At 68.7% G+C, this 25,511-nt stretch carries 22 protein-coding genes and 2 tRNA genes; 13 read left to right on the forward strand and 11 right to left on the reverse strand.

The features are described from left to right. The first annotated feature begins 177 nt into the window (after positions 1-177). Complete coding sequence (locus ABZ803_RS06365) at positions 178-381, forward strand: cold-shock protein (RefSeq protein ID WP_014987157.1); 204 nt, start codon at positions 178-180, stop codon at positions 379-381. Positions 382-669: 288 nt separating this feature from the next. Further along, positions 670-1,194: a helix-turn-helix domain-containing protein gene (locus tag ABZ803_RS06370; protein ID WP_357033662.1), complete on the forward strand. Its 525-nt coding sequence runs from the start codon at positions 670-672 to the stop codon at positions 1,192-1,194. Between the two features lie 15 nt (positions 1,195-1,209). On the opposite strand, the gene ABZ803_RS06375 is transcribed toward ABZ803_RS06370, so the two are convergent. Continuing rightward, positions 1,210-2,016, reverse strand: coding sequence for a nucleotidyltransferase domain-containing protein (locus ABZ803_RS06375; RefSeq protein ID WP_357033664.1), 807 nt, complete (start codon positions 2,014-2,016; stop codon positions 1,210-1,212). Between the two features lie 53 nt (positions 2,017-2,069). Continuing rightward, positions 2,070-3,260, reverse strand: coding sequence for an MFS transporter (locus ABZ803_RS06380; protein ID WP_357033666.1), 1,191 nt, complete (start codon positions 3,258-3,260; stop codon positions 2,070-2,072). Between the two features lie 77 nt (positions 3,261-3,337). On the opposite strand from ABZ803_RS06380, the gene ABZ803_RS06385 reads away from it, so the two are divergent. Beyond that, positions 3,338-4,279 carry a LysR family transcriptional regulator gene (locus ABZ803_RS06385; protein ID WP_357033668.1) on the forward strand — a complete coding sequence of 314 codons (942 nt, stop codon included), beginning with the start codon at positions 3,338-3,340 and terminating at the stop codon, positions 4,277-4,279. Positions 4,280-5,149: 870 nt separating this feature from the next. On the opposite strand, the gene ABZ803_RS06390 is transcribed toward ABZ803_RS06385, so the two are convergent. Then, the gene (locus tag ABZ803_RS06390; protein WP_357033670.1) at positions 5,150-6,859 is read right to left on the reverse strand and encodes an alpha/beta fold hydrolase; all 1,710 of its coding nucleotides are present in this window, start codon (positions 6,857-6,859) and stop codon (positions 5,150-5,152) included. 70 nt (positions 6,860-6,929) lie between these two features. After that, complete coding sequence (locus tag ABZ803_RS06395; protein ID WP_040868433.1) at positions 6,930-7,484, reverse strand: TetR/AcrR family transcriptional regulator; 555 nt, start codon at positions 7,482-7,484, stop codon at positions 6,930-6,932. 143 nt (positions 7,485-7,627) lie between these two features. Here ABZ803_RS06395 and serA point away from each other — a divergent pair, with 143 nt between their 5' ends. Both serA and ABZ803_RS06405 read left to right on the forward strand, forming a co-directional pair. Next, positions 7,628-9,226 carry a phosphoglycerate dehydrogenase gene (gene serA, locus ABZ803_RS06400; protein WP_357033672.1) on the forward strand — a complete coding sequence of 533 codons (1,599 nt, stop codon included), beginning with the start codon at positions 7,628-7,630 and terminating at the stop codon, positions 9,224-9,226. Between the two features lie 277 nt (positions 9,227-9,503). Then, positions 9,504-10,511, forward strand: a complete 1,008-nt coding sequence (locus ABZ803_RS06405) for a 3-isopropylmalate dehydrogenase (RefSeq protein ID WP_357033674.1) — start codon at positions 9,504-9,506, stop codon at positions 10,509-10,511. A 525-nt stretch (positions 10,512-11,036) separates the two neighbouring features. Here ABZ803_RS06405 and ABZ803_RS06410 read toward each other — a convergent pair. Next, the gene (locus ABZ803_RS06410; RefSeq protein WP_357033676.1) at positions 11,037-12,218 is read right to left on the reverse strand and encodes an MFS transporter; all 1,182 of its coding nucleotides are present in this window, start codon (positions 12,216-12,218) and stop codon (positions 11,037-11,039) included. A gap of 203 nt (positions 12,219-12,421) precedes the next feature. Here ABZ803_RS06410 and ABZ803_RS06415 point away from each other — a divergent pair, with 203 nt between their 5' ends. The 4 genes from ABZ803_RS06415 to ABZ803_RS06430 all read left to right on the forward strand — a co-directional run bounded on the left by ABZ803_RS06415 (position 12,422) and on the right by ABZ803_RS06430 (position 15,104). Beyond that, positions 12,422-13,195 carry a fumarylacetoacetate hydrolase family protein gene (locus ABZ803_RS06415; RefSeq protein WP_357033678.1) on the forward strand — a complete coding sequence of 258 codons (774 nt, stop codon included), beginning with the start codon at positions 12,422-12,424 and terminating at the stop codon, positions 13,193-13,195. 14 nt (positions 13,196-13,209) lie between these two features. After that, entirely contained in the window at positions 13,210-14,700 is a 1,491-nt protein-coding gene (gene gltX, locus ABZ803_RS06420) for a glutamate--tRNA ligase (protein ID WP_357033680.1), read from the forward strand. Between the two features lie 114 nt (positions 14,701-14,814). Beyond that, a tRNA-Gln gene (locus tag ABZ803_RS06425) sits at positions 14,815-14,886 on the forward strand. Positions 14,887-15,031: 145 nt separating this feature from the next. Next, positions 15,032-15,104, forward strand: a tRNA-Glu gene (locus ABZ803_RS06430). Positions 15,105-15,779: 675 nt separating this feature from the next. Here ABZ803_RS06430 and ABZ803_RS06435 read toward each other — a convergent pair. The 3 genes from ABZ803_RS06435 to ABZ803_RS06445 all read right to left on the reverse strand — a co-directional run bounded on the left by ABZ803_RS06435 (position 15,780) and on the right by ABZ803_RS06445 (position 17,343). Beyond that, positions 15,780-15,959, reverse strand: a complete 180-nt coding sequence (locus ABZ803_RS06435) for a DUF5302 domain-containing protein (protein WP_357033682.1) — start codon at positions 15,957-15,959, stop codon at positions 15,780-15,782. A gap of 148 nt (positions 15,960-16,107) precedes the next feature. After that, entirely contained in the window at positions 16,108-16,608 is a 501-nt protein-coding gene (locus tag ABZ803_RS06440) for a PPOX class F420-dependent oxidoreductase (protein ID WP_357033684.1), read from the reverse strand. 33 nt (positions 16,609-16,641) lie between these two features. After that, complete coding sequence (locus ABZ803_RS06445; protein ID WP_040868418.1) at positions 16,642-17,343, reverse strand: IclR family transcriptional regulator; 702 nt, start codon at positions 17,341-17,343, stop codon at positions 16,642-16,644. A 155-nt stretch (positions 17,344-17,498) separates the two neighbouring features. Here ABZ803_RS06445 and leuC point away from each other — a divergent pair, with 155 nt between their 5' ends. The 3 genes from leuC (at position 17,499) to ABZ803_RS06460 (ending at position 20,375) form a co-directional block, all read left to right on the forward strand. Then, complete coding sequence (gene leuC, locus ABZ803_RS06450; RefSeq protein WP_357033686.1) at positions 17,499-18,920, forward strand: 3-isopropylmalate dehydratase large subunit; 1,422 nt, start codon at positions 17,499-17,501, stop codon at positions 18,918-18,920. Positions 18,921-18,959: 39 nt separating this feature from the next. Further along, positions 18,960-19,568, forward strand: coding sequence for a 3-isopropylmalate dehydratase small subunit (gene leuD / locus ABZ803_RS06455; RefSeq protein ID WP_040868414.1), 609 nt, complete (start codon positions 18,960-18,962; stop codon positions 19,566-19,568). A gap of 156 nt (positions 19,569-19,724) precedes the next feature. Beyond that, on the forward strand, positions 19,725-20,375 hold the full coding sequence (locus ABZ803_RS06460; protein WP_062969880.1) for an HU family DNA-binding protein: 651 nt from the start codon (positions 19,725-19,727) through the stop codon (positions 20,373-20,375). Between the two features lie 193 nt (positions 20,376-20,568). On the opposite strand, the gene ABZ803_RS06465 is transcribed toward ABZ803_RS06460, so the two are convergent. The 3 genes from ABZ803_RS06465 to cofC form a co-directional block, all read right to left on the reverse strand. After that, positions 20,569-21,477 carry a bifunctional NUDIX hydrolase/histidine phosphatase family protein gene (locus ABZ803_RS06465; RefSeq protein WP_357033689.1) on the reverse strand — a complete coding sequence of 303 codons (909 nt, stop codon included), beginning with the start codon at positions 21,475-21,477 and terminating at the stop codon, positions 20,569-20,571. A 50-nt stretch (positions 21,478-21,527) separates the two neighbouring features. Beyond that, positions 21,528-23,699, reverse strand: a complete 2,172-nt coding sequence (locus ABZ803_RS06470) for an RNA degradosome polyphosphate kinase (RefSeq protein ID WP_357033691.1) — start codon at positions 23,697-23,699, stop codon at positions 21,528-21,530. 71 nt (positions 23,700-23,770) lie between these two features. Further along, the gene (cofC, locus tag ABZ803_RS06475; protein WP_357033693.1) at positions 23,771-24,454 is read right to left on the reverse strand and encodes a 2-phospho-L-lactate guanylyltransferase; all 684 of its coding nucleotides are present in this window, start codon (positions 24,452-24,454) and stop codon (positions 23,771-23,773) included. A gap of 31 nt (positions 24,455-24,485) precedes the next feature. Here cofC and ABZ803_RS06480 point away from each other — a divergent pair, with 31 nt between their 5' ends. Further along, a complete protein-coding gene (locus ABZ803_RS06480; protein ID WP_357033695.1) occupies positions 24,486-25,481 on the forward strand; it encodes an NAD(P)H-dependent glycerol-3-phosphate dehydrogenase in 996 nt (331 codons plus the stop codon). Positions 25,482-25,511 lie beyond the last annotated feature (30 nt).

The following is a 25,511-nucleotide window of genomic DNA, read 5'->3' on the forward strand; positions in this document are numbered from 1 at the left end:
GTGACAGACCCAGCCCCCTGGGCGAGCGTCGCGCACGACGGAGCCGAGCGTCGTCGTGAGCGTTAGCTCACAGTTGGTGGTGCGGAACGTGAGTAATTCGTCGGATCGTGGCATCGTTGATCTACGAGGCCAGGGCATCTCATAACACCTACCTGGCTCGTCTACAGAAAGTATGAAATGGCTCAAGGCATTGTGAAGTGGTTCAACAGCGAGAAGGGCTTCGGCTTCATCGCACAGGACGGCGGGGGGCCCGACGTCTTCGTGCATTACTCGGCTGTGAGCGGCTCGGGTTTCCGGTCCCTCGATGAGGGGCAGCGCGTGGAGTTCGAGATCGGCCAGGGACAGAAGGGTCCGCAGGCCCAGGACGTCCGCGTTCTCTGATCGCGACTTTAGCTTCGAAAGGCCCCGCACCGGGATGGGTGCGGGGCCTTTCCCCTGTTCAGGACATTTTCACGCTGCGGAGCGGGTGAGGTCACGTGGATGAATCCGGCCCCTGGTTCGGGCCGGCGACGTAGCCGTCCAGTGCGATCGCGAGGTTGTGTACGCGCAGCTCGGGCATCGGTTCGCTCATTCCACTAAGTGATTGCAATTCGCAACTGGTTGTGTGCAGCGTCCGGCTTACCGGTTGTATATTGCAAGCAGTGGTTGTCGGACCGAGAGGAGTGCCGGGTGCGCGAGGACGGACGTTCGGGGTGCCCGATCAACGCGACGATCGAGGTGATCGGCGATCGGTGGACGCTGCTCGTGCTGCGCGACGTGATGTTCGGCGACCGGCGGCACTTCCGCGAGCTGCTGGCGGGCTCGGAAGAAGGCATCGCCTCCAACATCCTGTCCGATCGGCTCAAGCGCCTGGTGGCGGCGGGGCTGCTCAGCCGCGCGGATACCCGGCCCGGTCAGAAAGCCGAATACCGGCTCACCGAACCGGCCATCCAGTTGGTGCCGATCATGGCGCAGCTCGGCGCGTGGGGATTGCGGCACCGCCCGACCACCCGGACTCTTCGGGTGCGGGCCGAATTGCTCGAGGCGGGCGGTCCGCGGCTGTGGGCGGACTTCATGGACGAGCTACGGGAGAGCCACCTCGGCATCCCGCGCCCGGACCCGGATCGTCCGACCGCGACGCGACGACTCGCTCAGGCCTACGCCGACGCGGTCGCCGAGTCGAGCGAAGCCGACGAGCCGAAAGCCGCCTCGTAGACCTCTTCGGGCCGCTCAGCCCGCCAGCGCCTCGGAGCGGAAGAACTCCGCGGTGATCGCGCGGGCCCGCGTGTGGTCGCGGCCCCCGGACCTGCGGAACACTTCGGCGGCGCAGGCGAATTCGGCGGCGATGAACCCGGTGATCGGCGCGGGCACCGACCCGCTGCCCATCTCCCTTGTCCGCGACTTCAGGTCGGTCAGCTCGGTCACCGCCGCCGTCAACTCGGCAGGCAGCTCGCACTGCCGCAACAGCGTCGGCAGATGCATCGGCGCCACCGCCGCCGCGGGATGCTCGCGCAGCCACCGCAGCGCCATCGCGGGGCGCAGCGCGTAGAACACCTTCTTCAACGATCCGGTGCGCTCGTACAGCGCCCACTGCTTGGCGCCCAGGTGCAGATAGTGCCGCGCGACCTTGTCCCGGTCGGCGACCTCGTCGGCCACCGCGCGCAATCGGTCGCGGAAATCCTCGTCGCCGCGATAGACGATCGGCGACATCAGCCACTCGATGAGCACCGCGTTGCCCTGCACCAGCAGCCGCAGCGCCTTGGCCAGATCCCAGCCGTTCACGTCGAGCAAGTCCGTCAGCGGCGTCTCCACCACGTCGCGGGTGCGCCACGGGGACAGGTAGGTCTCCAGTGTCGCGACATAGACGAACCGGCAGTCGTAGTCCGAATCCGGAGACGGGAATCCCCAAGCGCGACTACCGCTCTCGATCGCCAACCGGATCGACACCCGGTGCTCCCGCTCGATCCGGTCCAGCTCACGATCGATGGACCCGACCACCGCCGGGTCCATCGAAGCCGGAATCGCGCGCAAAGACATGAGCGTGATGGTAGGTGCCGAAAAAGGTTGTCGCAGCTGCTTTTCACCGCCACTCACGGGCGAGGCGCGACGGGCCCGAACGAAGCGACGAGTACGGCGACGACGGCCAGCGCGCCACCCAGCCACAGGGCGGCGGCGAGGCCGATCCCGTCCGCGGCCAGGCCGCCGATCAGCGACCCCAATGCGATGGCGGCGTTGAAAACTCCGGCGAATAGAGCGGACGCGCCTTCCCTGTGCTGAGGCGACGCGGCGAAGACCCAGCTCTGCGTGCTCACCGAGACGCCACCGTAGGACAGCCCCCACACGATCATCAGCGCGGCGGCCTGCGGCGGCGAGACGCCCAGCATGGGCAAGGCGATCGCCGCCCCGGCCAGGATCGATCCGATCACGATCAGCGTCTTCCGTGGTGTGCGCGCCGCCGCCGCTCCCGCAGCGAAATTGCCCGCGACTCCGGCGATCCCGTAGACCAGCAGTAGCGCGCCGATCGTCCGCGCGCCGACGCCGGTCACCTCCTCGAGCACCGGCCGCACGTAGGTGTAGGCGGCGAAGTGGCCGGTGACCAGGAACGCGACCACGAGCAGGGCGACGCGCAAGCCCGGCTGCCCGGTCAGCCGCAACACGCCACCCAGCGCCATGGTCTCGATCGCGGGTAACGGCGGGAGCAACGCCGCCATGGCCACGAGCACCAGCAGCGCCACAGCGGCGGCGGCTACGAACGTGATCCGCCACCCGGCCAGCGCGCCCAGGAACGTTCCCGCGGGGATGCCGAGCACCGAGGCGACCGCGACGCCGGAGAAAACCAGCGACGTCGCGGCGGCGACCGATCGCGCGGGCACCAGCCGCGCCGCCAGGCTCGCCGCGATCGCCCACACACCCCCCATGCCGACGCCGACCAGCACCCGCGCCCCGATCAGCACACCGAACGTGGGCGCCGCCGCCGCGCCGAGATTGCCCAGCGCGAGCACCGCCATCAACCCGCACAGCACCAGCTTGCGCTCGAGCCGGCCCAGCGCCGCGGTGACCACGGGCGCCGACACCGCGGCGACCAGGCCGGTCACCGTCAACGCGAGACCGGCGCGGCCCTCGCTCACCCGCAGCGCCGAGCCGATCGGAGTGAGCAGACCGACCGGCAGCATCTCGGAGGTGACCACCGTGAACGTGCCCGCTGTCACCGCGCCGACGCCCAGCCAGCCGCGCAGCACCGAAACCGGTCGCACCGCAACGATTTCCCGAACCTCTGTCATGTCTTCCAGCCAAGGGTTCGTGGCCGGAGGAAACAACGGCGAAGGTCTCATAGTTCTATGAGCTGAACTCATCGACCGTGGAAGGGAGTCTGATGGGCGGCTTGGAGATCCGGGAACTGGAGGCGTTTCTCGCGCTCGCCGAGGAGCTCCATTTCGGGCGGGCCGGTGCCCGGCTGTATGTGTCGCAGAGCCGGGTGAGCCAGCTGCTGCGTGCGCTGGAGCGGCGCGTCGGCGGGGCTCTGGTGGAACGGACCAGCCGCACCGTCCGGCTGACCCCGCTCGGCGCGGATTTCCTCGCCGAGCTGCGGCCCGCCTATGCCGCGTTACGCGCGACAGTCGACGCCGCCCGTGCCGCCGCCCGGGGTATGGACGGGATTTTGCGCATCGGGTTCCAGGGTGCGGGCAACGATCACCTGATGGCCGCGGTCGAGTTCTTTCAGCGGCGGCACCCGGACTGCTCGGTCGAGTTGACGGAGATCCCGCTCGCCGATCCGTTCGGGGCGGTGCGACGCGCCGAGGTCGACGCCGCGGTGGTGCTGCTGCCGATGGGTGAGCGTGATCTGGTGCTCGGATCGGTATTCGCGGGACAGCCGCAGACGCTCGCGGTGCCCAGTTCTCATCCGTTCGCGGGACGCCCCGCACTGTCGGTCGAGGACATCGCCGAGGTCTCCTTGGTCGGAGTGCGCGCTCCCGCGCCGGAGTACTGGCGCAGGGCGCAGACGCTGGATGTGACGCCGGAGGGCCGGACGGTGCGCCCCGGTCCGGAGGTCGGCACGTTGGAGGAGGGCCTCGCCGCGGTGGCGGCCGGCCGTGGCGCGATGTTGCTGTGCCATCCGACCGCGGAGTCGCACCGCAGGCGGCCGGTGACCTTCGTGCCGGTGACCGGGATCGCCGAGTCCCGGCTCGGGTTGGTGTGGCACCGCTACCGGGAGACGCCGCGGGTGCGTGCGTTCTCCCGCGCGGTGGCCGCCACGAAGGCTACCGAGGGTGTGCCGTTGGTCACCGTGGACGCTCCCTGACCTCCCCGGCGATCGAGATCGCGTCGGTCACCGAATCCCGTGCCGACAGGGCGCGGCTGTTTTCGGAGCCGCCGAAAAGGGATACGGAGAGTTATTCGGAAGCTCTATCGGTCAGCTCGGAAAGGTGTGCCGGGGTAGGTGTTCGTGCGCCCCTATTGCCGGGGTGGCGAAAACTCGCTTCGACTTTGTTTCGAGTTTCGTCTACGCATCCGTTAGCGGGGGAAATTAGCGGTGCAGATTCGGCTCTCGACCTGGACGTATGACTAGAACAGCAGCTCAAAGCCGCTATTCCAGGTGTCGTGGACCACATATCGTGCTTATATGTGGTCTGCATCTCCATATTATCGAAATTTGTAACCGCCACCGAGTCGCCGCCGATGTCCCCCGTGTCAGCCAGTTCGACTGGATAATGTTTCGAGGAAGAGGTATTTCCATGATCCCCGTTATCATCGACACCGGCAGCGCTGCTCTGAACGGTCTTTTCGACACGCTCGGCGCCGCACTGCACGGCCTCGTCGACACCCTGTGGACGGGTTCCTTCGGCGGCCGCTGACCGACGTGACGGTCGAGGAGATCGACCGGGTTCCACGCCGACCCGAGGCGTGACCGAGCGGGCCCCCGCACCGAATGGTGTGGGGGCCCGCCGCTGTGCGGGCCCGCTCGCACGGCGAAACGAACTGTCCGGCCCCCGTAGCGCGGGCGACCTCGGGCGGCGGCGACGCCGCGGGGCAGTCCGGGCCGCCGGTAGCGCGGGCGACGTCGGGCGGCGGCGACGCCGAGGCAGTCCGGGCCGCCGTAGCGCGGGCGATGTCGGGCGACGCCGTGGCAGTCCGGCCCTCAGTAACGCAGGCGACCCCGGTGCGGGCCCTATCAGTGCAGCGCCCCGACGGCGCGGACTCGGGCGATCTCGGCCGCGAGCCGCGCGGGATGGGTCAACTGCGGGTAGTGGCCCGTGTCGGGTATCGCGATCGAGTCGCGAGCGGTCGCGACCGTCAGCGGATCGGCCGAACCGGTGACGATCCGCACCGGCACCTCGATCCGCGCGAGCAGGGCACGCAACTCCTCGCGCCGCGCGGGGGCGCTCGCGCGGCGCAGCGCGGCGACGGTTCGTGCGGCGACGCCAGGCCTGCGCAGGTTCGCCGCGGCGCTCGCGAGCGCGGCGCTCTCCGGCACGCCGAGCCGATCGGCGAGGGAACCGGCCGACATCCGGCGCATCGCCACCGCGGCCAATGGTGAGCGCAGCAGCGGGCCGGACCGCGGTTGCAGGAACGCGGGAGCCACCAGCACCACCCCGGAGACCCGCTCGGGATGCCGCGCCGCGTACCGCAGCACCGGACCGCAGCCGAGCGAATGGCCGACCAGCACGGGACGGCTACGGACGGGGGCGAGCAGTTTCGGTAACACCGCATCGGCATCGCCGGGCGCCGAGCGCCCCAAGTCCGGCAGGTCGACGACCAGACTCGGCCCGTCCAACTCGGCGCGCACCTCGTTCCACGACTCCCCGTCGAGCGGAAGGCCGTGCACCAGAACGTAGTCCGGACGGCTCCGTTCGCCACTCACCCATACGCCGTCGACGAACCCGGCGGTCGGATCGTCGGCCACCGCGCCGAACCGGCTGGCCACCAGATGGTCGGCCCACGTGAGCAAGGTCGCCTCGGTCGGAGGCATGGTGAGCCCGGCGCGGCGGGCCACGTCCTGCGCCGCCGAGGTGTCGTAGCGGTCCTCGGCGATGAAGGTCATCGTTTCCGGATCGGTGCCGGTCAGCGCGCGCGGAAGTTTCGCGATGACGCCGACCGGAATGGACAAGCGCGGAGCGCGGACGCCGAGGTGCCCGGCCAGCAGGCGAATCAGCTTCGGCAGCTCGGGTGTTCGATCGTCCAGAACCGTGTAGGAGCGACCCGCGGTATCCGGCAGGGCGGGCAGGCTGATCAAGAAATCGGTGAAGTAGTCGAGGTCGACGATCGGCACGAAGGTCGCGGGGCCGCCGGGGACGGCGGGGAGCCGTCCGTTCCACAGGTCCTCGACGACGCTCGACAGCCCGACGTATTGACCGGGTCCGATCACGCTGCTCGGATTCGCGATGGTCAGCGCGACGCCGAGCTCCGCCGCCCGGCTGCGCAGCAGCGGGTCCGATTCGAACTTCGAAGCGCCGTAGGCGCCCCTCTCGTAATGCTGCTCCTCGGATTCCTCGACGGTGATCCGATATCCGGTGATGTGCACGACGCGTCGAAGCTCGGGCCGGGCGGCGGCCCACTCCAGCACCCGCAGCGCGCCGGTGACATTGACCGCGTACGCGTCATCACGAGCGAGCCCGAAGGCGAAGCGGGCGGCGCAGTTGTACACGTCGCGAATGCCGGAGGGGTCGAACCCCGCGGGCAGGCCGAGGTCAGGGGCGGTGACATCACACGAGACGATCTCCAGTCCGCTCGCGTCGACGCCGCGGCGGCGCAACCACCCGGTCAGCCGCTCCTCGCTGCCCGGCCGCAAGGCGGCGGTGACGGAATGCCCCTGCTCGAGTAAACGGGCGACCGCGTTGCGGCCGAGGAACCCGGCGGCTCCGAAGACGATGCTGTCGGACATGACTTCTCCTTACTAGACCGGTCTACATATTTTGTGGACACGTCGAAAATGCGCAGCGGGACATCCGCCGTCAGATCAGGGTGCGCAGGGTGCGTTCCACCCGTTCCAGGGGTTCACGACTGCGTTGGGCGCGGGCAAGCAACAACGCGCCCTCGACCATCGCCAGCACCGTGGCGGCCAAATCGTCGGCGTTCGCGCGGCCGTCGGCGCGCAGCCGCAGCCGCAACGCCTGTTCCCATGCGGCGTACGCGGCGGCGCACTCCGCTTGGATCGGGTCGTTCCCTGCCGCGACGTCCAAGGCCACCGTGGCTACCGGGCAGCCCTGTTGCCAACCGGACGCTTCCAGCCGGTCGCCGAACGCGCGCAGCAGCATGCTCGCGGCCGCGCCGGCGTCGCCGGGCTCGATCGTGTCGATCAACGCCGTGATCTCCTTGCCCGCCTGGGCGATCGCCGCCGCGACCAATTCGTCCTTGCCGCCGGGGAAGTGGAAATACAACGACCCACGCGGTGCGCCGCTGGCCGCCAGGATCTGGTTGAGTCCCGCACCGTAGTAGCCGTGCCGCTCCACCAGCGTGCGGGCCGCGTCGACGAGTTTGCCGCGGGTTTCGGTGCCTTTGACGCCCATGCGTCGACTGTAGACCGGTCTTCATATTTTTACCAGGAGGGTGACTGAGGACGCCCGCCTACCAGGTGGTAGCGGGGATGGAAATCGCGCGCACTAAGCTGTTCGGCGGTAATTGCCGACCCCATTCCCCAGGAGTACTCCACGTGAGCCAAGCAGGCCGTCCTGTAGTTCTGATCGCCGACAAGCTCGCCCAGTCGACCGTCGACGCGCTCGGTGACGGTGTCGAGGTCCGGTGGGTCGACGGACCCGACCGCCCGGCCCTGCTGGCCGCGGTGCCCGAGGCCGACGCGCTGCTCGTGCGCTCGGCGACCACGGTCGACGCCGAGGTCCTGGAAGCCGGGAAGAACCTGAAGATCGTCGCCCGCGCGGGCGTCGGCCTGGACAACGTCGACGTGCCCGCCGCCACCGAGCGCGGTGTCATGGTCGTGAACGCGCCCACCTCGAACATCCACACCGCCGCCGAGCACGCGGTCACCCTGCTGCTGGCCGCCGCCCGCCAGGTTCCCGCCGCCGACGCCACCCTGCGCGAGCGCACCTGGCAGCGCAGCAAGTTCAACGGCGTCGAGATCTTCGACAAGACCGTCGGCGTCGTCGGTCTGGGCCGCATCGGCCAGCTGTTCGCCGCGCGCCTGGCCGCCTTCGAGACCAAGATCGTCGCCTACGACCCGTACGTGTCGCCCGCGCGCGCCGCGCAGCTCGGCATCGAGCTGCTGACCCTCGACGAGCTGCTCGAGCGCGCCGACCTGATCTCGATCCACCTGCCGAAGACCCCGGAGACCAAGGGCCTCATCGGCAAGGAGGCCATCGCCAAGACCAAGCCGGGCGTGATCATCGTCAACGCCGCCCGCGGTGGCCTGGTCGACGAGGCCGCCCTGGCCGAGGCGATCAAGTCCGGCCACGTGCGCGCCGCCGGCCTGGACGTGTTCGAGACCGAGCCGTGCACCGACAGCCCGCTGTTCGATCTGCCGCAGGTCGTGGTGACCCCGCACCTGGGCGCCTCCACCTCCGAGGCCCAGGACCGCGCGGGCACCGACGTGGCCAAGTCGGTGCTGCTGGCGCTGGCGGGTGAGTTCGTGCCCGGCGCGGTGAACGTCACCGGCGGCACCGTCGGCGAAGAGGTCGCCCCCTGGCTGGACATCGTCCGCAAGCAGGGCGCCCTGCTCGGCGCGCTGTCCAACGAACTGCCGGTGAGCGTGGAGATCCAGGTGCGCGGCGAGCTGGCCGCCCAAGAGGTCGGCGTGCTGGAGCTGTCCGCGCTGCGCGGCATCTTCTCCGCGCTGGTCGAAGACCAGGTCACCTTCGTCAACGCGCCCGCGCTGGCCAAGGACCGCGGGATCACCGCCGAGGTCACCACGGCCTCGGAGAGCCCGAGCCACCGCAGCGTCGTCGACCTGCGCGCCGTGTTCGGCGACGGCAGCACCCTGAACGTGGCGGGCACGCTGACCGAGCCGCAGCTGGTGGAGAAGATCGTCAACATCAACGGCCGCAACTACGACATGCGCGCCGAGGGCCTCAACCTGGCCATCCTGAACTACGAGGACCGGCCGGGCGCGCTGGGCCGGATCGGCACCAAGCTCGGCGAGGCCGAGGTCGACATCCTGGCCGCGCAGCTGACCCAGGACGTCGACAAGGAAGGCGCCACCGTCGTGCTGCGCGTGGCCCGCGAGGTGCCCGCCGACGTGCAGGCCGCGATCGCCGAGTCCGTCGGCGCGGCCAAGGTCGTCCAGGTCGACCTGTCCTGATTCCACCGGGGCGCGATGCCCCGGCCGAAGCGGAATCGGCGCCGCGCGCGAAGCACTCGTGCGCGGCGCCGGTCGCTCGTCCGGCGCGCCACCGGCGCGGATCGGGACGAGTTCGCGGTGCGCCGCGTGCTCGCGCCCGGTGCTCGGCGATCCGGCCGCGCCGAGTACCGTGACGGTGCTGCGGTCACCCGGCCGGAATGTCGTGCGCACCCGACGGTCACCTCTGGGCCGCATGATGCGGCGGCCGCGACCGGCAACATCGAACGGAGCATTTGTCATGAAGCTTGCTGTCATCCCGGGTGACGGGATCGGGCCCGAGGTCATCGCCGAGGCGCTCAAGGTGCTCGACGTGGTCGTGCCCGGCGTCGAGAAGACCGAGTACGACCTCGGTGCGCGCCGCTACCACGCGACCGGCGAGATCCTGCCGGACTCGGTGCTGCCCGAGCTGAAGCAGCACGACGCCATCCTGCTCGGCGCGATCGGCGACCCGTCGGTGCCCAGCGGCGTGCTCGAACGCGGCCTGCTGCTGCGTACCCGGTTCGCGCTGGACCACCACGTGAACCTCCGGCCGTCCAAGCTGTTCCCCGGGGTGACCAGCCCGCTGGCGGGCAACCCCGACATCGACTTCGTGGTCGTGCGCGAGGGCACCGAAGGGCCCTACACCGGCACCGGCGGCGCGATCCGCGTGGACACTCCGCACGAGGTGGCGACCGAGGTCAGCACCAACACCCGCTTCGGCATCGAGCGCGTGGTGCGCTACGCCTTCGCCAAGGCGCAGGCCCGGCGCAAGCACCTGACGCTGGTGCACAAGAACAACGTGCTCACCTTCGCGGGCTCGCTCTGGCAGCGCACCGTTGACGAGGTCGCGGCCGAATTCCCCGACGTCAGCACGGCCTACCAGCACATCGATGCCGCCACCATCCACATGGTCAACGACCCGGGCCGGTTCGATGTGATCGTCACCGACAACCTCTTCGGCGACATCATCACCGACCTCGCCGCGGCCGTGAGCGGCGGCATCGGGTTGGCCGCCAGTGGCAACATCGACGCGTCCGGGACGAACCCCAGCATGTTCGAGCCGGTGCACGGCAGTGCCCCCGACATCGCGGGCCAGTCCAAGGCCGACCCCACCGCCGCGATCCTCTCGGTCTCCCTGCTGCTCAACCACCTGGGCCACACCGAGGAGGCCACGCGCATCGAGTCGGCGGTCGCCAAGGACCTCGAGTCGCGCTCCGGGGCCGCGTCGACCGTGGAAATCGGCGACCGGATCGCCGCCACCCTCTGACCGTTCCTCACGAAGGCCCCGTTTCCCATGGGAAACGGGGCCTTCCTGCCTTCAGCCTGTGTATACGCACCCACTGTCTCGGACATCAGCGTCGCCGGTGTGAGACCGATCGCCGCGCGAAGCGGCCCCGGGTGGGGCCACGACATCGCGGGAGTCCGCCTGCTACATACTCCGGCGGCTGGGCTTTGTCCGCGGTTCGACTTCGGCCGCGCGACGGAACTCCTGGTAGATCAATGGCGCCGACATCGAGACCCGAACATGACCGGACTACTGGGAACTTCGGGATTGCTCGTCCGCCTTTGCAGTTCGCCTACTGCTGTGTCGTCGAGTTCCGGCTAATCGGTGGGCCGAGGTCGAGGCGCGGTGAGGACGCTCGGCAGGAGAATCCGGTGCGGTTCGGTCGTCCTTGCGGCTCGGTCGCGGCTGGGCTGTCGGGTTCCGGTAGATCGCTGGTGCCGAGGTCGAGAGCGTCTCGTGCGCTTGGGCGCCCTTCGGCCGGGACGGGCGAAAGTTCGGGGCGCTGGCCTAGTCGGCGTCTCGGGGGACGAGGGGGACTGCCGCGACAGCCGTGACGGCGGCCAGCAGGAAGGCGGCGGGGAAGCCGCTCGCGGTGATCAGAGCGCCGAACACCGGCGGGACGGCGGCCATGGCCAGGTTCTGGCCGGTGTTCTGGATGCCGAGGCCCCGGCCGCTCCAGTACGGGCCCGCGATCTCGGCGACCGCCGTGAAGGCCAAACCGTTGTCGGAGACGGTGATCACGGACGCGGCGATCAGCAGCGGGATGGCCGCCCACCACCACTCGGTCCATGCGGTCAGCGCCAGCGCGGCCATCGAGAGCACGGCGGCCACGGCGACGGTACGCAGCGGCCCCATCCGGCTGCCGACCCGATCCGACCACGCACCCGCGCCGATGCGGCCCAGCGCACCGAGAATCTGGGTGACCGTCACCAGCGCGCCGGCGGCGGCCAGGGACCAGCCGATGTCGCGGTGCAGCCACAGCAGCGCGAAGGTCCACACCGTGCCCTGCGGGACGACCAGCAGCACCGAGACCAGATGGATGCGCCACAGTGTGGCGTCGTCGCGATAGGGATTGGCGCGCAACGCCGGATCGGCGGCGGAACCGGCGGGGCGCGGCGGATCGACGATGCCTGCCAGACAACCCACGGCCGCCACGCCCGCCATGAGCGCGGGAACGAGGATGGCCGCGGGCACGCCGTGGGCGGCGGCGACGGCCGGAATCGCCAGCGCGCCGACGCCCACGCCCAGCGGCTGCGCGGTCTGCCGGATCCCCATCGCCAGCCCGCGCCGGTGCGGCGGGAACCAGCCGACGATCACCCGGCCGCTGGCGCCATTGGTGCTCGCCGCCCCGACGCCGCCGAGGAAGAGCAGCGCACCCAACGCGATGTCGTCGGTCGTGGCGGCCGCGGCGCACCCGGCCGCCAGCATCAGCAGCGGACCGCCGATCAGCACTTTGCGTTCGCCGATCCGGTCGACCAGGTAACCCCACGCGATCAGGGTGCACACCAGGCCGACGGTGGGCATCGCCACCAGCAGGCCTGCCGTCGCCAGCGGCATGCCGCGATCGGTCAGCGCGGGCAGCAGGAACGGGACACCGTGGATGAAGACCGCGCTGGAGGCCTGGGCGAATACCCCGAGACCGAGCATGGACCAGCGCCGAACCTCGTCGATCTGCGTAACGGTCGCCATCGGCCCCACCTCAAATCTCATTATTTGGGATAATCTTCCCACTTTATGAACTGCTTCGCTCACGGTACACCCCGGTGGCCGCTCGATTCGACGACAGCGGCTGTCGAACTCCTCACAGCGCGGGCACGGCCGCGTCCGCATGGGATCCGACCACTCGGTCGGGCGCGTTCGGGCTGGTGACGGCGGGTCGATAGACTCCGGGCATGCGTCTAGGTCGAGTTGCCAGTCCCGATGGAGTCGCCTTCGTCAGCATCGAGGGTGACGGAAGCGACAGCGTGGCCAAGGAGATCGCGGAACACCCGTTCGGCACACCGACGTTCACCGGCCGGAGCTGGCCGCTGGCCGATGTGCGGCTGCTCGCGCCGATCCTGGCCAGCAAGGTGGTCTGCATCGGCAAGAACTACGCCGCCCACGCCGCCGAGATGGGCGGGCCCGCCCCCGCCGACCCGGTGATCTTCCTCAAGCCGAACACCGCGATCGTGGGCCCGAACGCCCCGATCATCCTGCCGCCCAGTTCATCTCAGGTCGACTACGAAGGGGAGTTGGCGATCGTCATCGGCCGCCCCTGTAAGGATGTGCCCGCCGCCCGCGCGCTGGACGTGGTGCTGGGTTACACCGCCGCAAACGACGTGACCGCCCGCGACCAGCAGCGCCACGACGGCCAGTGGACCAGGGGCAAGGGCTACGACACCTTCTGCCCGCTCGGTCCCTGGATCGAAACGTCTTTGGACCCTTCGGATCTGGAGATCGTCACCGAGCTCGACGGCGAGGTGCGCCAGCGCAGTCGGACTTCGCTTCTGCTGCACGACATTCCGAAACTCATCGAGTGGGTCACCACCGTGATGACGCTGCTGCCCGGTGACGTCATCCTCACCGGCACCCCCGAGGGCGTCGGCCCGATGCGCGAGGGTCAGCAGGTGTCGGTGGCCGTCGAGGGCATCGGAACCCTCACCAATCCCGTTGCCGCCAAACGCTGATACGAAAGAGAGCCATGACTGAAGTACGGGTCCGATTCTGCCCGTCACCGACCGGAACGCCGCACGTCGGCCTGATCCGGACGGCGCTGTTCAACTGGGCCTACGCCCGCCACCACGGTGGCACATTCGTCTTTCGGATCGAAGACACCGATGCCGCACGCGATTCCGAGGAATCCTACCGCGCGATTATCGACGCGCTGCGCTGGCTCGGGCTCACCTGGGACGAGGGGCCGGAGGTCGGCGGCCCTTACGAACCATATCGCCAGTCGTTGCGAAAAGATCTGCACCTGGACGTGGTTCGGCGTTTGCTGGAGGCCGGTGAGGCGTATGAATCGTTCTCCACGCCGGAGGAAGTCGAAGCTCGCCATCGTGCCGCCGGACGCGATCCGAAGCTCGGTTACGACAACTACGATCGCGATCTGACGCCCGAGCGGATCGAGGCGTACCGGGCCGAGGGCCGCCCTGCCGTTATCCGGCTGCGGATGCCCGACGAAGACCTCTCCTGGAACGATCTGGTGCGCGGCGAGACCACCTTCAAGGCGGGCAGCGTGCCGGACTTCGCGCTCACCCGTGGCAACGGCGATCCGCTGTACACCCTGGTCAACCCGGTCGACGACGCGCTGATGCGGATCACCCACGTGCTGCGCGGCGAGGACCTGCTCTCCTCGACACCGCGCCAGCTCGCGCTGTACGCCGCGCTGCGCCGGATCGGGGTCGCCGATTTCACTCCCGAGTTCGGTCACCTGCCCTTCGTCATGGGTCAGGGCAACAAGAAGTTGTCCAAGCGTGATCCGGAGTCGAATCTGTTCGCCCACCGCGACCGCGGCTTCGTTCCTGAAGGTTTGCTGAATTATCTCGCGCTACTCGGCTGGGGACTGTCCGAGGACCGCGACGTTTTCTCCATGGCGGAGATGGTCGAGGCCTTCGATATCTCGAAAGTAAATTCGAATCCGGCCCGTTTCGACCAGAAGAAGGCGGACGCGCTCAACGCCGAGCACATCCGATTGCTGGCGCCGGGTGATTTCGCTCACCGGCTGCGGGAGTATCTCACCGAACACGGTCATATCGGCGCGGAAATCGACGAGAAGGTGTTCGCAGAGGCGGCGGAACTCGTACAGACCAGGATCGTCGTGTTGTCCGACGCCTGGGAACTGTTGCGTTTCCTGTTCGCGCCCGCGGACGAGTTCGCGATCGACCCCGCCGCGGGTGCCAAGAATCTCGGTTCCGGCGCCGCAGAGGTATTGCAGTCCGCTATTACCGTGTTGGAGCCGTTGACCGACTGGACCGCCGAAGCGATCGAAGAGGCGCTGAAAAAGGCGCTGATCGATGATCTGGGTCTGAAACCGCGCAAAGCCTTCGCACCGGTGCGGGTCGCGGTCACCGGGTCGCATATCAGCCCGCCGCTGTACGAATCGCTGGAACTGCTCGGCCGCGGCGTCACCCTGGACCGGTTGCGCTCGGCGTTGCACTGGAAGGAAGCGGGCCCGGACTCGTCCGAAGGCTGAAAACATGGCTTTGACCAGGCGATTTGTAGTTCCCCCTCACCCGTTTGGTACTCTTCTTCTCGGCCCGGAACACGGTCTCGAGTCATCCAGACGCGAGGCTGAACGCCTGGTCATTGGGGTATGGTGTAATTGGCAACACAGCTGATTCTGGTTCAGCCATTCTAGGTTCGAGTCCTGGTACCCCAGCGGAGTGGGTTGTTCGACTTCGGTTCGCGGCCGAAATCAATCAACACCTGGCGATTTGGTCGCCGGGCCTCGGCCGGTTAAGCTAGCCGAGCCTCCTGATCGAAAGATCACCACGGCGCTCCTCGCGACAGCGAGAAGCAGTCCTGGCCCCGTCGTCTAGCGGCCTAGGACGCCGCCCTCTCAAGGCGGTAGCGCGGGTTCGAATCCCGTCGGGGCTACGCGAGTGAAAGGCCCATGCTCATAGAGCATGGGCCTTTCTCGTTTCACTATGTCTTGTGGGGTGCGATCCGGACCCCCAGCCGGAGGGCTTCGCCCCCGGACCCTGGCGAGGGCCGCCCCCGCCTGCGAACTCTGGCCCATGGATCAACTCCGTGCCCCGAGAGCCAGGTATCCGCTGCGCCGCGACGGCAGCGTGGATGCCGGATGGTCAGGCCGAGGCCAGGGCGCTCCGAGATGCGGCGCACCCTTTGGGGCATCTCGTGAACAGGAGCAGACCGGGCTCGCGGACACGGCGTGCGCCGGTCAGGTCGCGCTCATGGCTTGCGCCGTACTCGAGGTCGAAGTGCGCATCGCTCACGGTCGCGCGGTCCAGTAGTGAGCGGTGTAACCCTCGCGCTCACAGACCTCGGCGCCGGCCCGGACTCGCTCGGGTGGGGTGCGTTGCCACGTCTCGTGGTTCCGCCCCGCGACTGTTCGCGCTACTCCGGATATCGGGCTGCTGTCGGCGCGCCGCTGGCATGACGCCTTCGCCGGTCCCGATACCGCGCTGCCGGAGAAGCCGAGCCGGGGTGGTTCGCCGAGAACCGGGTGCCCCTCGGCTCGTCCGGCCCGAACCGGCGCAAAAGTAAGGCCCTCCAGCGATCTTGCTGGAGGGCCTTCGCCGTCTGCGCGGACTATCCGCTCTTGCGCCGGAATTCCCGCTTGTGGCCGACCGCGGTGTGCGCCCCGGACGCCTTGGACCGCCCGTCGAGGTGGTCTGCCGCGCGGGCGTTCTGCTGGTTCTTGCGCTCCAGTGCCTCCCGGAACTTGCGCTTCACCTCGTCGGCGCCATTGGACTTACCCGAATCCGCCATCGCTGCTCCTCGTCGTCGCGGTCGCGCAGCGCGTCCTCGCGGGCGGCGCTGCCCGGCCGATTCCTGTCGAACACCCCGACGCTAGCCCGTGCGGGGCGGTTGTGTCAGTTGGATTTCGGGCGCGTCGCGCGATCCGGGCGCGGGCGGGTCAGTCCAGCGCCCGCGCGGTGCTGCCGCCGAGGGGCATGGCCGGGAGGCCGAGCTTGCGGTGATCCCAGCTGCGCGTGCGCTCGGGCACGACGCGCACGGCGACCCGCTTGTGCAGCATGGCCTCGACCATCGGCCGCACCTCCTCGCTGTAGGGGCCGGTGTAGCGCTCCCAGACGCTCACACCGACGGCGAAGAGTTTCTCGGCGTCCTCGATGATCTCGGCGCGGCCCTCGATGGCCACGCCCCTGAGCTGGTCGTAGGTGTCGCCCGCTTCGACCATGCAAGTGACCCGGGCATCGCGGCGCAGGTTCACCGCCTTCTGCGACTTGGCCTTGGTCTCGAACCAGATCTCCCCGTCGATGAGCGCGTACCACATCGCGGTGAGGTGCGGCGTGCCCATCGGGCCGATGGTCGCCAGCGTCGCGATCCGGCTGCGCTGCAAGAAATCGGTGATCTCGGTATCGGACATCACGATCTGTGCCCGTTGGTTGACTCCCATGGGCCCACTGTAGATAGCCCGATGTGAAACGGGTTACAGGCGCTTGTGCAGGGCCTCGGCCGCCGCGACCAGATCCGCCGCCCACCGGGCGCCCGGCCTGCGGCCCATCCGATCGATCGGCCCCGACACCGACACGGCCGCGACCACGGTGCCGCCGGCGTCCCGCACCGGTGCGGAAACACTGGCCACGCCTGCCGCGCGCTCGGCCGCGCTCTGCGCCCACCCGCGCTTGCGCACCTCGGCCAGCGCACGCTCGCCGAACACCGCGTCCGTCAGGATGGTGCGCTGCAGTTCCGGGTCGGCCCACGCCAGCAGCACTTTGGCCGCCGAACCCGCGGTGAGCGGCAGTCGGGCACCGATCGGCACGGTGTCGCGCAGTCCGACGGGGGGTTCCAGCGCCGCGACACAGACGCGGGCGTTGCCGTCGCGGCAATAGAGCTGGACGCTCTCGCCGGTGATCTCGCGCAACCGGGGCAGGATGGCCGAGGCGGCCTCGAGCAGCGGGTCATCGGCGCTGGTCGCGAGCTCGGCGAGCGCCGGACCCGGCCGCCAGGTGCCGTTGCTGTCGCGAGCGAGCAGGCGATGCACCTCCAGGCCGACGGCCAATCGGTGTGCGGTGGCGCGGGGCAGGCCGGTGCGCGCGCAGAGCTCGTTGAGACCCGAGGGATGCTCGGCTACGGCGTACAGGACCGCCACTGCTTTGTCGAGGACGCCGATGCCGCTATGCTGTCTCATAGAACGATACTAGCGTCTCGAATGTTGAGAAATCCACCTTCACCGGTACGTGCCCTCGGCGTTCGGACCAGGCGCAGCTATCCCAACTCGTGCAACCGTCGCCGCGTCGGAGTCCAGATCGCGGAACGGCTGCTTCGTCCGAAAGGTGATCGACAATGGCCGAACCGCGCACGCTGGCCGAGAAGGTATGGGACCAGCATGTCGTCGCTCGCGGAGAGGGTGCGGGTGCCTCGCGCGAGCCGGACCTGATCTACATCGACCTGCATCTCGTCCACGAGGTGACCAGTCCGCAGGCCTTCGACGGGCTGCGCGCCGCGGGCCGGCCGGTGCGGCGGCCGGACCTCACCATCGCGACCGAGGACCACAATGTCCCGACGATCGATATCGACAAGCCGATCGCCGACCCGGTTTCGCGCACCCAGGTGGAGACGCTGCGGCGCAACTGCGCGGAATTCGGTGTGCGGCTGCACCCGATGGGCGACCTCGATCAGGGCATCGTGCACGTGGTCGGGCCGCAGCTGGGCCTGACCCAGCCGGGCATGACCGTGGTCTGCGGCGACAGTCACACCTCGACGCACGGCGCGTTCGGGGCGCTGGCGATGGGCATCGGTACCTCCGAGGTCGAGCATGTGCTTGCCACCCAGACCCTCTCGCTGCGCCCGTTCAAGACGATGGCGATCACGGTGGACGGCACCATGCCCCCCGGCGTGACGAGCAAGGACCTGATCCTGGCCGTCATCGCGAAGATCGGCACCGGCGGCGGCCAGGGCTATGTCCTGGAGTACCGCGGCGAGGCGATCCGGGCCATGTCGATGGAGGCCCGAATGACGATCTGCAACATGTCCATCGAGGCGGGCGCGCGGGCGGGCATGATCGCCCCGGACGAAACGACCTATGAATTCCTCAAAGGACGGCCGCACGCCCCGCAGGGGGCCGATTGGGACGCGGCGGTGGCCGCCTGGGAGGCGCTGAAGACCGACGAGGGCGCCGTTTTCGATGCCGAGGTGCACATCGACGCCACCGAGCTGACCCCGTTCGTCACCTGGGGCACCAACCCGGGCCAGGGCGCCCCGCTGGGCGAGACGGTGCCCGACCCCACCGCCTTCGCCGACGAGGTGGCCCGCGAGTCCGCGGAGAAAGCTCTGCGTTACATGGACTTGGAGCCGGGTACTCCGCTTCGACAAGTACCGATCGACACAGTATTCGTCGGTTCATGCACCAACGGACGCATTGAGGATTTGCGTGCGGTGGCCGGGATTTTGAAGGGACGCCATGTCGCCGACGGCGTGCGAATGCTGGTTGTACCGGGGTCGATGCGGGTTCGCGCACAGGCGGAAAAAGAAGGACTCGGCGAGATTTTCACCGCGGCGGGCGCCGAATGGCGGCAAGCGGGCTGCTCAATGTGCCTGGGAATGAATCCGGACCAGCTCGAGCCCGGCCAGCGTTGCGCGTCCACCTCGAACCGCAACTTCGAGGGCAGGCAGGGTAAAGGCGGCCGTACGCACCTCGTTTCCCCCCTCGTAGCGGCCGCGACAGCGGTCCGCGGAACACTGTCGTCGCCTGCGGATCTGGACTGACCGGCCCCGATTCCCTCGAACAAACCCAGGAGATTCGTAATGGAAGCCTTCACCGTGCACAAGGGCATCGGAGTGCCGCTGCGCCGCTCCAATGTCGATACCGATCAGATCATCCCGGCGGTCTACCTCAAGCGGGTCACGCGGACCGGATTCGAAGACGGCTTGTTCGCCGCGTGGCGGTCGGATCCGGACTTCATTCTGAACATCGCGCCTTACAACAGCGGTAGTGTGCTGGTGGCGGGTCCGGATTTCGGTACCGGGTCGTCTCGTGAGCACGCTGTTTGGGCGCTGGCGGACTACGGCTTTCGGGTGGTCATCTCATCCCGGTTCGCCGACATCTTCCGCGGCAATGCGGGCAAGGGCGGTGTGCTCGCCGCTCAGATGTCACAGAACGATGTCGAAATGCTCTGGAAGTTGCTCGAGGAACAGCCCGGCTTGGAATTGGTTGTGGATCTCGGGGCGCGCACGGTGACGGCCGGAACCGTCGTGTTGCCGTTCGATATTGATGACTACACCAGGTGGCGTCTGCTGGAGGGATTGGATGACATCGGGCTGACGCTGCGCCAGGAGGACGCGATCACCCGGTTCGAAAAGGCAAGGCCAACATGGAAACCCACTACCCTCCCGGCACATATTTCGCAGACGTAATCACCCCGGTCGGTTAGCTGGACAGCCGGAGTTGCGGTAGCTGGACGTGTGCTAAACCACATGAATTTTGGCGTGGCACATAGACTCTTGCCCAAAGTGGGTTTACCGTGGTACCTAGTCGGTCCGACGACGGGCCATTAGTCTGCGGAGGATTCAATGAACAAGGCGGAACTGATCGACGTTCTGACCGAAAAGTTGGGTACGGACAGGCGCACGGCCACCGCGGCAGTCGAGCATGTGGTCGACACCATCGTGCGCGCGGTGCACAAGGGTCAGAGCGTCACTATCACCGGTTTCGGTGTGTTCGAACAGCGTAAGCGCGCGGCTCGCGTCGCACGGAACCCGCGTACCGGCGAAACCGTCAAGGTCAAGCCCACTTCGGTGCCCGCGTTCCGCCCCGGCGCTCAGTTCAAGGCGGTGATCGCGGGTAAGCAGAAACTGGCCGCGACCGGGCCCGCCGTCAAGCGTGGGGTGAATGCGCCGGTGGCCGCGAAGAAGGCGGCGGCGAAGAAGACGGCGGCGAAGAAGACCGCCGCCAAGAAGTCGACGCCGACCAAGGCTCCGGCCAAGAGCACGGCCCGTAAGGCCGCCGCCAAGGCCCCGGCGAAGACCACCGCGCGCAAGACGACCGCTACCAAGACCGCTGCGAAGAAGGCGCCCGCGAAGAAGACCGCGGTCGCGAAGAAGGCTCCGGCCAAGAAGACGGCCACCAAGGCCACGGCGGCCAAGAAGACCACCACCGCCGCCAAGAAGACCCCAGCGAAGAAGACCGCGGCCAAGAAGGCCTCGGCTCGCGGAACCCGCTGATCTCGAGCCACCGCCGGATCGGCGCTGAATGCGCGGCCCCACCACCGGGCCCATTCGCCTCAACGTCGAGACGGCCCCGGGAGACACCCGGGGCCGTTTTCGGCTGTCCGCCTACCGTGGCCTCATCCTCGCGGCGCCGTTGTCGTCATCGGCGCCCGCCGACCCGCGCGGTGACGGGGAAGTTGCCGTCGTATCAGGACTCCGCGTCGTAGGCTGACAGCGATCGATCCAGATGGTCGGCGGCCACCAAGCGGTGGCCGACGAACGACAGCACCCACACACTGCCCTTGCGATTGCGCGCCGACGGCAGCGCGATCCCGTCGCGTTCGGCCAACCAGCCCAGCAGATCCGGAATCACCTTGCCCTGACTGCAGACGACGCGAACGGCCTTGTCCGATACCAGGGCTCGAAGACATTCCCGGGCCTCGTCCGGGTGTTCGGCGTACCCGGTCTCGGAAAACACTGGCTCCTCGATGATTTCGGCGCCGAGCTTCTCCGCCAGCGGCGCCACGGTCTGCACGCAACGCAGGGGAGGGGCCGAATAGACCTGAGATGCGCCGAATGCCAAGAGATTCGGCGTGAGCGCGCGCGCCTGCGTCTCACCCTCGCGATCGAGCGGACGCTGCTCGTCGGGACCGTTGTAGCGGTCCCTGCGGCCTGCTTTGGCATGCCGGACCAGAAGGAGGGTGTCGGTGCGTGCGGGCAGCCGGGTGAAGGCGCGCACCACTTGCCGATCCATCGGATAGGACAACTGGTCCATCACCCGATCCAGCGGGTGCCAGCTGAGCACGTCCACTTCGGAGTTGGCGGTGAACTCCCCGCCCGCCTGCTCGGCGGCCCAATAGTCGACCCGCTTGAGCTTGCGATGGCCCGGAATCGGATAGGTCACGTGGCCGAGGTAGCGCCCGAGCCTGCACTCGAGCCCGGTCTCCTCGCGGACCTCGCGAACCGCGGCCAGCACCGGGGTCTCACCCGGATCGAGCTTGCCCTTGGGCAGCGACCAATCCTCGTACTTGGGGCGATGGACGAGCGCGATCTCGATCGTCCCCGCCGACGATTCACGCCACAGCACCGCCCCGGCGGCGTAGATATTGGCAGTCACCCGGGGATCCCAGATCGGGCCCCCCTCCTGCTCGAACCCCGTTTTGGCGTTCACTGCTGTTCTGGCCTCCGCAGCCGCATCAAGAACTCCTGATGATCTCTGATCTTGTCCCCGTCGCCGGACGTCCCCGGCGATGCCCGCCAGGTGCCGTCCGGTTGCAACACCCAGCAGCGCGTGGTCGGCGACAGCGCGGAGTCGAACACCCCGTGCAGTTGCTCGGTCAACCGCGGGTCCTTCACCTGCGCCATCACCTCGACCCGTCGATCCAGGTTGCGGTGCATCATGTCGGCACTGCCGATCCAGTACTCGTCCTGCGCCTGGAAGTGCAGGACCCGGGAATGCTCCAGGAACCGGCCGAGGATGGAGCGGACTTCGATGTTCTCGCTCATACCGGCCACGCCGGGGCGCAGCCCGCAGATGCCGCGCACCACGATCCGCACCGGCACGCCCGCCTGCGAGGCCCGGTACAGCGCGTCGATGATCTCCTCGTCGACGATCGCGTTGGCCTTGATCAGGATCCGGGCGTCCTCGCCCTGACTCGCCAGTTCGGTCTCGCGCTGGATGCGCTCGATGATGCCGGAGCGCACGCCGTGCGGGGCGACCAGCAGATTGCGGTAATTCTCTTTTCGCGAGTAACCGGTCAGCGAATTGAACAGGTCGGTCAGGTCGGCGCCGATTTCCGGTGCCGCGGTGAGCAATCCGACGTCCTCGTAGAGGCGAGCGGTCTTCGGGTTGTAGTTGCCGGTCCCGATGTGGCAGTAGCGGCGGATTGTCGCGCCCTCGCGGCGCACCACCAGGCAGGTCTTGCAGTGCGTCTTCAGGCCGATCAGGCCGTACACCACATGCACGCCGGCCTGTTCCAGCGCGCGGGCCCATTTGATGTTGGCCTGCTCGTCGAAGCGCGCCTTGATCTCCACCAGGGCGACCACCTGCTTGCCCGCCTCGGCCGCGTCGATGAGCGCGTTGACGATCGGGGAGTCGCCGGAGGTGCGGTAGAGGGTCTGCTTGATGGCCAGCACCTGCGGGTCGGCGGCGGCCTGTTCGATGAAACGCTGCACGCTGGTGGAGAACGAGTCGTACGGATGGTGCACGAGCACGTCGCCCTCGCGCAGCGCGGCGAAGACGTTGCGCGGCGTCTCGCGCTCGCCGAACGCGGGTGGTGTCGCGGGGACGTAGGGTGTGTCCTTCAGATTCGGCCGGTCCACGCCGTACACCTGCCAGAGGCAGGACAGGTCGAGCAGGCCGGGCACCTCGATGACGTCGCCGGGGTCCACGTCCAACTCCCGCAGGAGCAGATCGAGCATGTGCTCGGTCATGTCGTCGGACACCTCCAGCCGCACCGGCGAACCGAACCGCCGCCGGGCCAGCTCGCGCTCCAGCGCCTGCAGCAGGTCCTCGTCACGATCCTCGTCGACCTCGAAGTCGGCGTTGCGGGTGATCCGGAACGAGTGGTGCTCGACCACCTCCATGCCGGGGAACAGCAGATCCAGGTGCGCGGCGATGAGCGCTTCCATCGGCAGGAAAGCGGCGATCGGGGAGCCGGATTCGGTGCGGCGCACGCGGACGAACCGGTCGACGTTGTCGGGCACCTTGACGCGGGCGAAATGCTCGCCGCCGGTCGAGTAATCCTTCACCGTCACCGCGAGGTTGAGACTCAGCCCGCTGATATAGGGGAAGGGATGCGCGGGGTCCACCGCGAGCGGGGTGAGGACCGGGAACACCTGATCCTGGAAGTAACCCGAGAGGCGCTGGCGCTCGCTGTCGTCCAGGTCGCTCCAGTGGATGATCGCGATGCCCTCGGCCGTCAGCGCGGGCAGCACGCTGTCGAGGAAGACACGGGCATGCCGCACCGCGATCTCCTGCGTACGCGCGGCGATCAGTTCCAACTGCTCGCCGGGAGACCGGCCGTCGGCCGAGCGCACCAGCAGACCGGTCTCGGCGCGGCGTTTCAGTCCCGCGACCCGCACCATGTAGAACTCGTCGAGATTGGACGCGAAGATCGCCAGGAACTTCGCACGCTCCAGCAACGGGAGCGACGCGTCCTCGGCGAGGGCGAGCACGCGGGCGTTGAAGTCCAGCCAGCTCAATTCACGATTGAGGTAGCGATCGCGTGGCAACCGCGCAGCCGACTCGTCGGCGGACAGGGGTGTCGCCGCCGGGGGTGGCGTGGGAAGCAACGGCTGCTGCTTGACGGTTTCCGTATCGCTCACGCCAACGATCATCCCCTACCGGAGAGCACCCGCGCATCCCGCGAGCACGATCGACGTGTGTCTCACACCACCATGGCGACCGGCTAGCACACGTGTGGAACGGGTTCGTGAACGCCGCCCGGCCAGCCGATGTCGTGCAGGACAGCACGGGTCGCGTTTCCGGCCCCGAGCGCCACCGCGCGGTCCAAGTCGGCGGCGGTGTCGACGTCCAGGCGCAGCCCCGGCCAGTCCCCGGCGAGATCGACCGCCCCCGCCTCGATGTGGCTGCGCGCCGAACCGGGGCCGAAGCGGGGGTCGAGCGCGGCGACCGGGTCGCGAACCACCAGCGCGGCGGTACCGCTGCCCTCGTGGTCGACCACGATCGAGCGCAGTCCGCGCGGGGCGGCGGCGAGCATGTCCGAGAGTTCTTCCGGGCGCAGCGCGGGCAGATCGGCTTGCAGCGCGAGCAGATCGATCGGCCCGTGCGCACCGCGCAACGCGGCGGCGGTGGCGGCCAGCGCGGCGTTCAGCCCGTCGGCGTGCGGTCCGCGCGGTTCCGGATGGACGTCGGCGCCCAGCGCGCGGGCCCGGTCCGCCACCTCGGGATCCGGCGTGACCACGGTGACCGACACGACCTCCCCGACCGCCGCGGTGGCGGTCACGGTGTCCGCGAGCATGGCCAGCACAAGGCGTGCCCGGTGCTCCGGGCGCAGCCGGTCGGCCAGTCGGCTCTTGGCCTGATCGAGGCTCTTGACCGCGATCACGGCATGCACGGCGTGCGGGCGCATGCGAGCAATCCTTCCATGGCATATTGGGCTGATGACGAGGGTGGCAGTGCTGGGCGCGGGATCGTGGGGCACCGCGTTCGCGAAGGTGTTGGCGGACGCGGGAACCGAGGTCACGATCTGGGCCAGGCGCCCCGAGGTCGCCGCGGCGCTGGCCTCCGAACATCGCAATCCCGATTACCTGTCGGATATTCCGCTGCCGCCGATCGCGGCGACCCACGACCCGGCGGTGGCGCTGGACGGAGCCGACATCGTCGTGCTGGCGGTGCCGTCGCAGTCGCTGCGCGCGAACCTCGCGGCGTGGAAGGGACTGATCGGGGCCGACGCCACCCTGCTGAGCCTGGCGAAAGGGATCGAGACCGGCACGCTGCTGCGGATGAGTCAGGTGATCGAGGAGGTCACCGAGGCGGATCCGAGCCGGATCGCGGTGCTGTCCGGGCCGAACCTGGCGCGCGAGATCGCGGTGGGCCAGCCCGCCGCGACCGTGATCGCCTGCTCGGACAACGACCGCGCCGTGGCGGTGCAGCTCGCCAGCGCGACCGGATACTTCCGGCCCTACACCAACACCGACGTGGTCGGTTGCGAGATCGGCGGCGCCTGCAAGAACGTCATCGCGCTGGCCTGCGGTATCGCGTCCGGAATGGGCCTGGGCGACAACTCGATCGCCAGCCTGATCACCCGCGGTCTTGCCGAGATCATCCGGCTCGGGGTGGCCCTCGGCGCCGAGCCGGTGACGCTGGCGGGCCTGGCCGGAGTCGGTGACCTGGTCGCCACCTGCACCTCCCCGCTGTCGCGCAACCGGTCGTTCGGTCATGTGCTCGGCGCGGGCGGGTCCATGGAGGCCGCGCAGTCGGCCACTCATGGCCAAGTCGCCGAGGGTGTGAAGTCCTGCACATCGGTGCGCGCGCTGGCCGAGCGGCAGGGCGTGGAGATGCCGCTGACCACCGCCGTGCATCAGGTCTGCCATGAAGGACTCTCCGTGCGCGAAGCGGTCGGCAACCTGCTCGGGCGGCGGATGAAGCCGGAGTGATTCCGGCTGCGCCCCGCGCGAACGGAGGCC

This window comes from Nocardia sp. NPDC047648, from assembly GCF_040642815.1.
In the GTDB taxonomy this organism is placed as follows: domain Bacteria; phylum Actinomycetota; class Actinomycetes; order Mycobacteriales; family Mycobacteriaceae; genus Nocardia; species Nocardia gamkensis.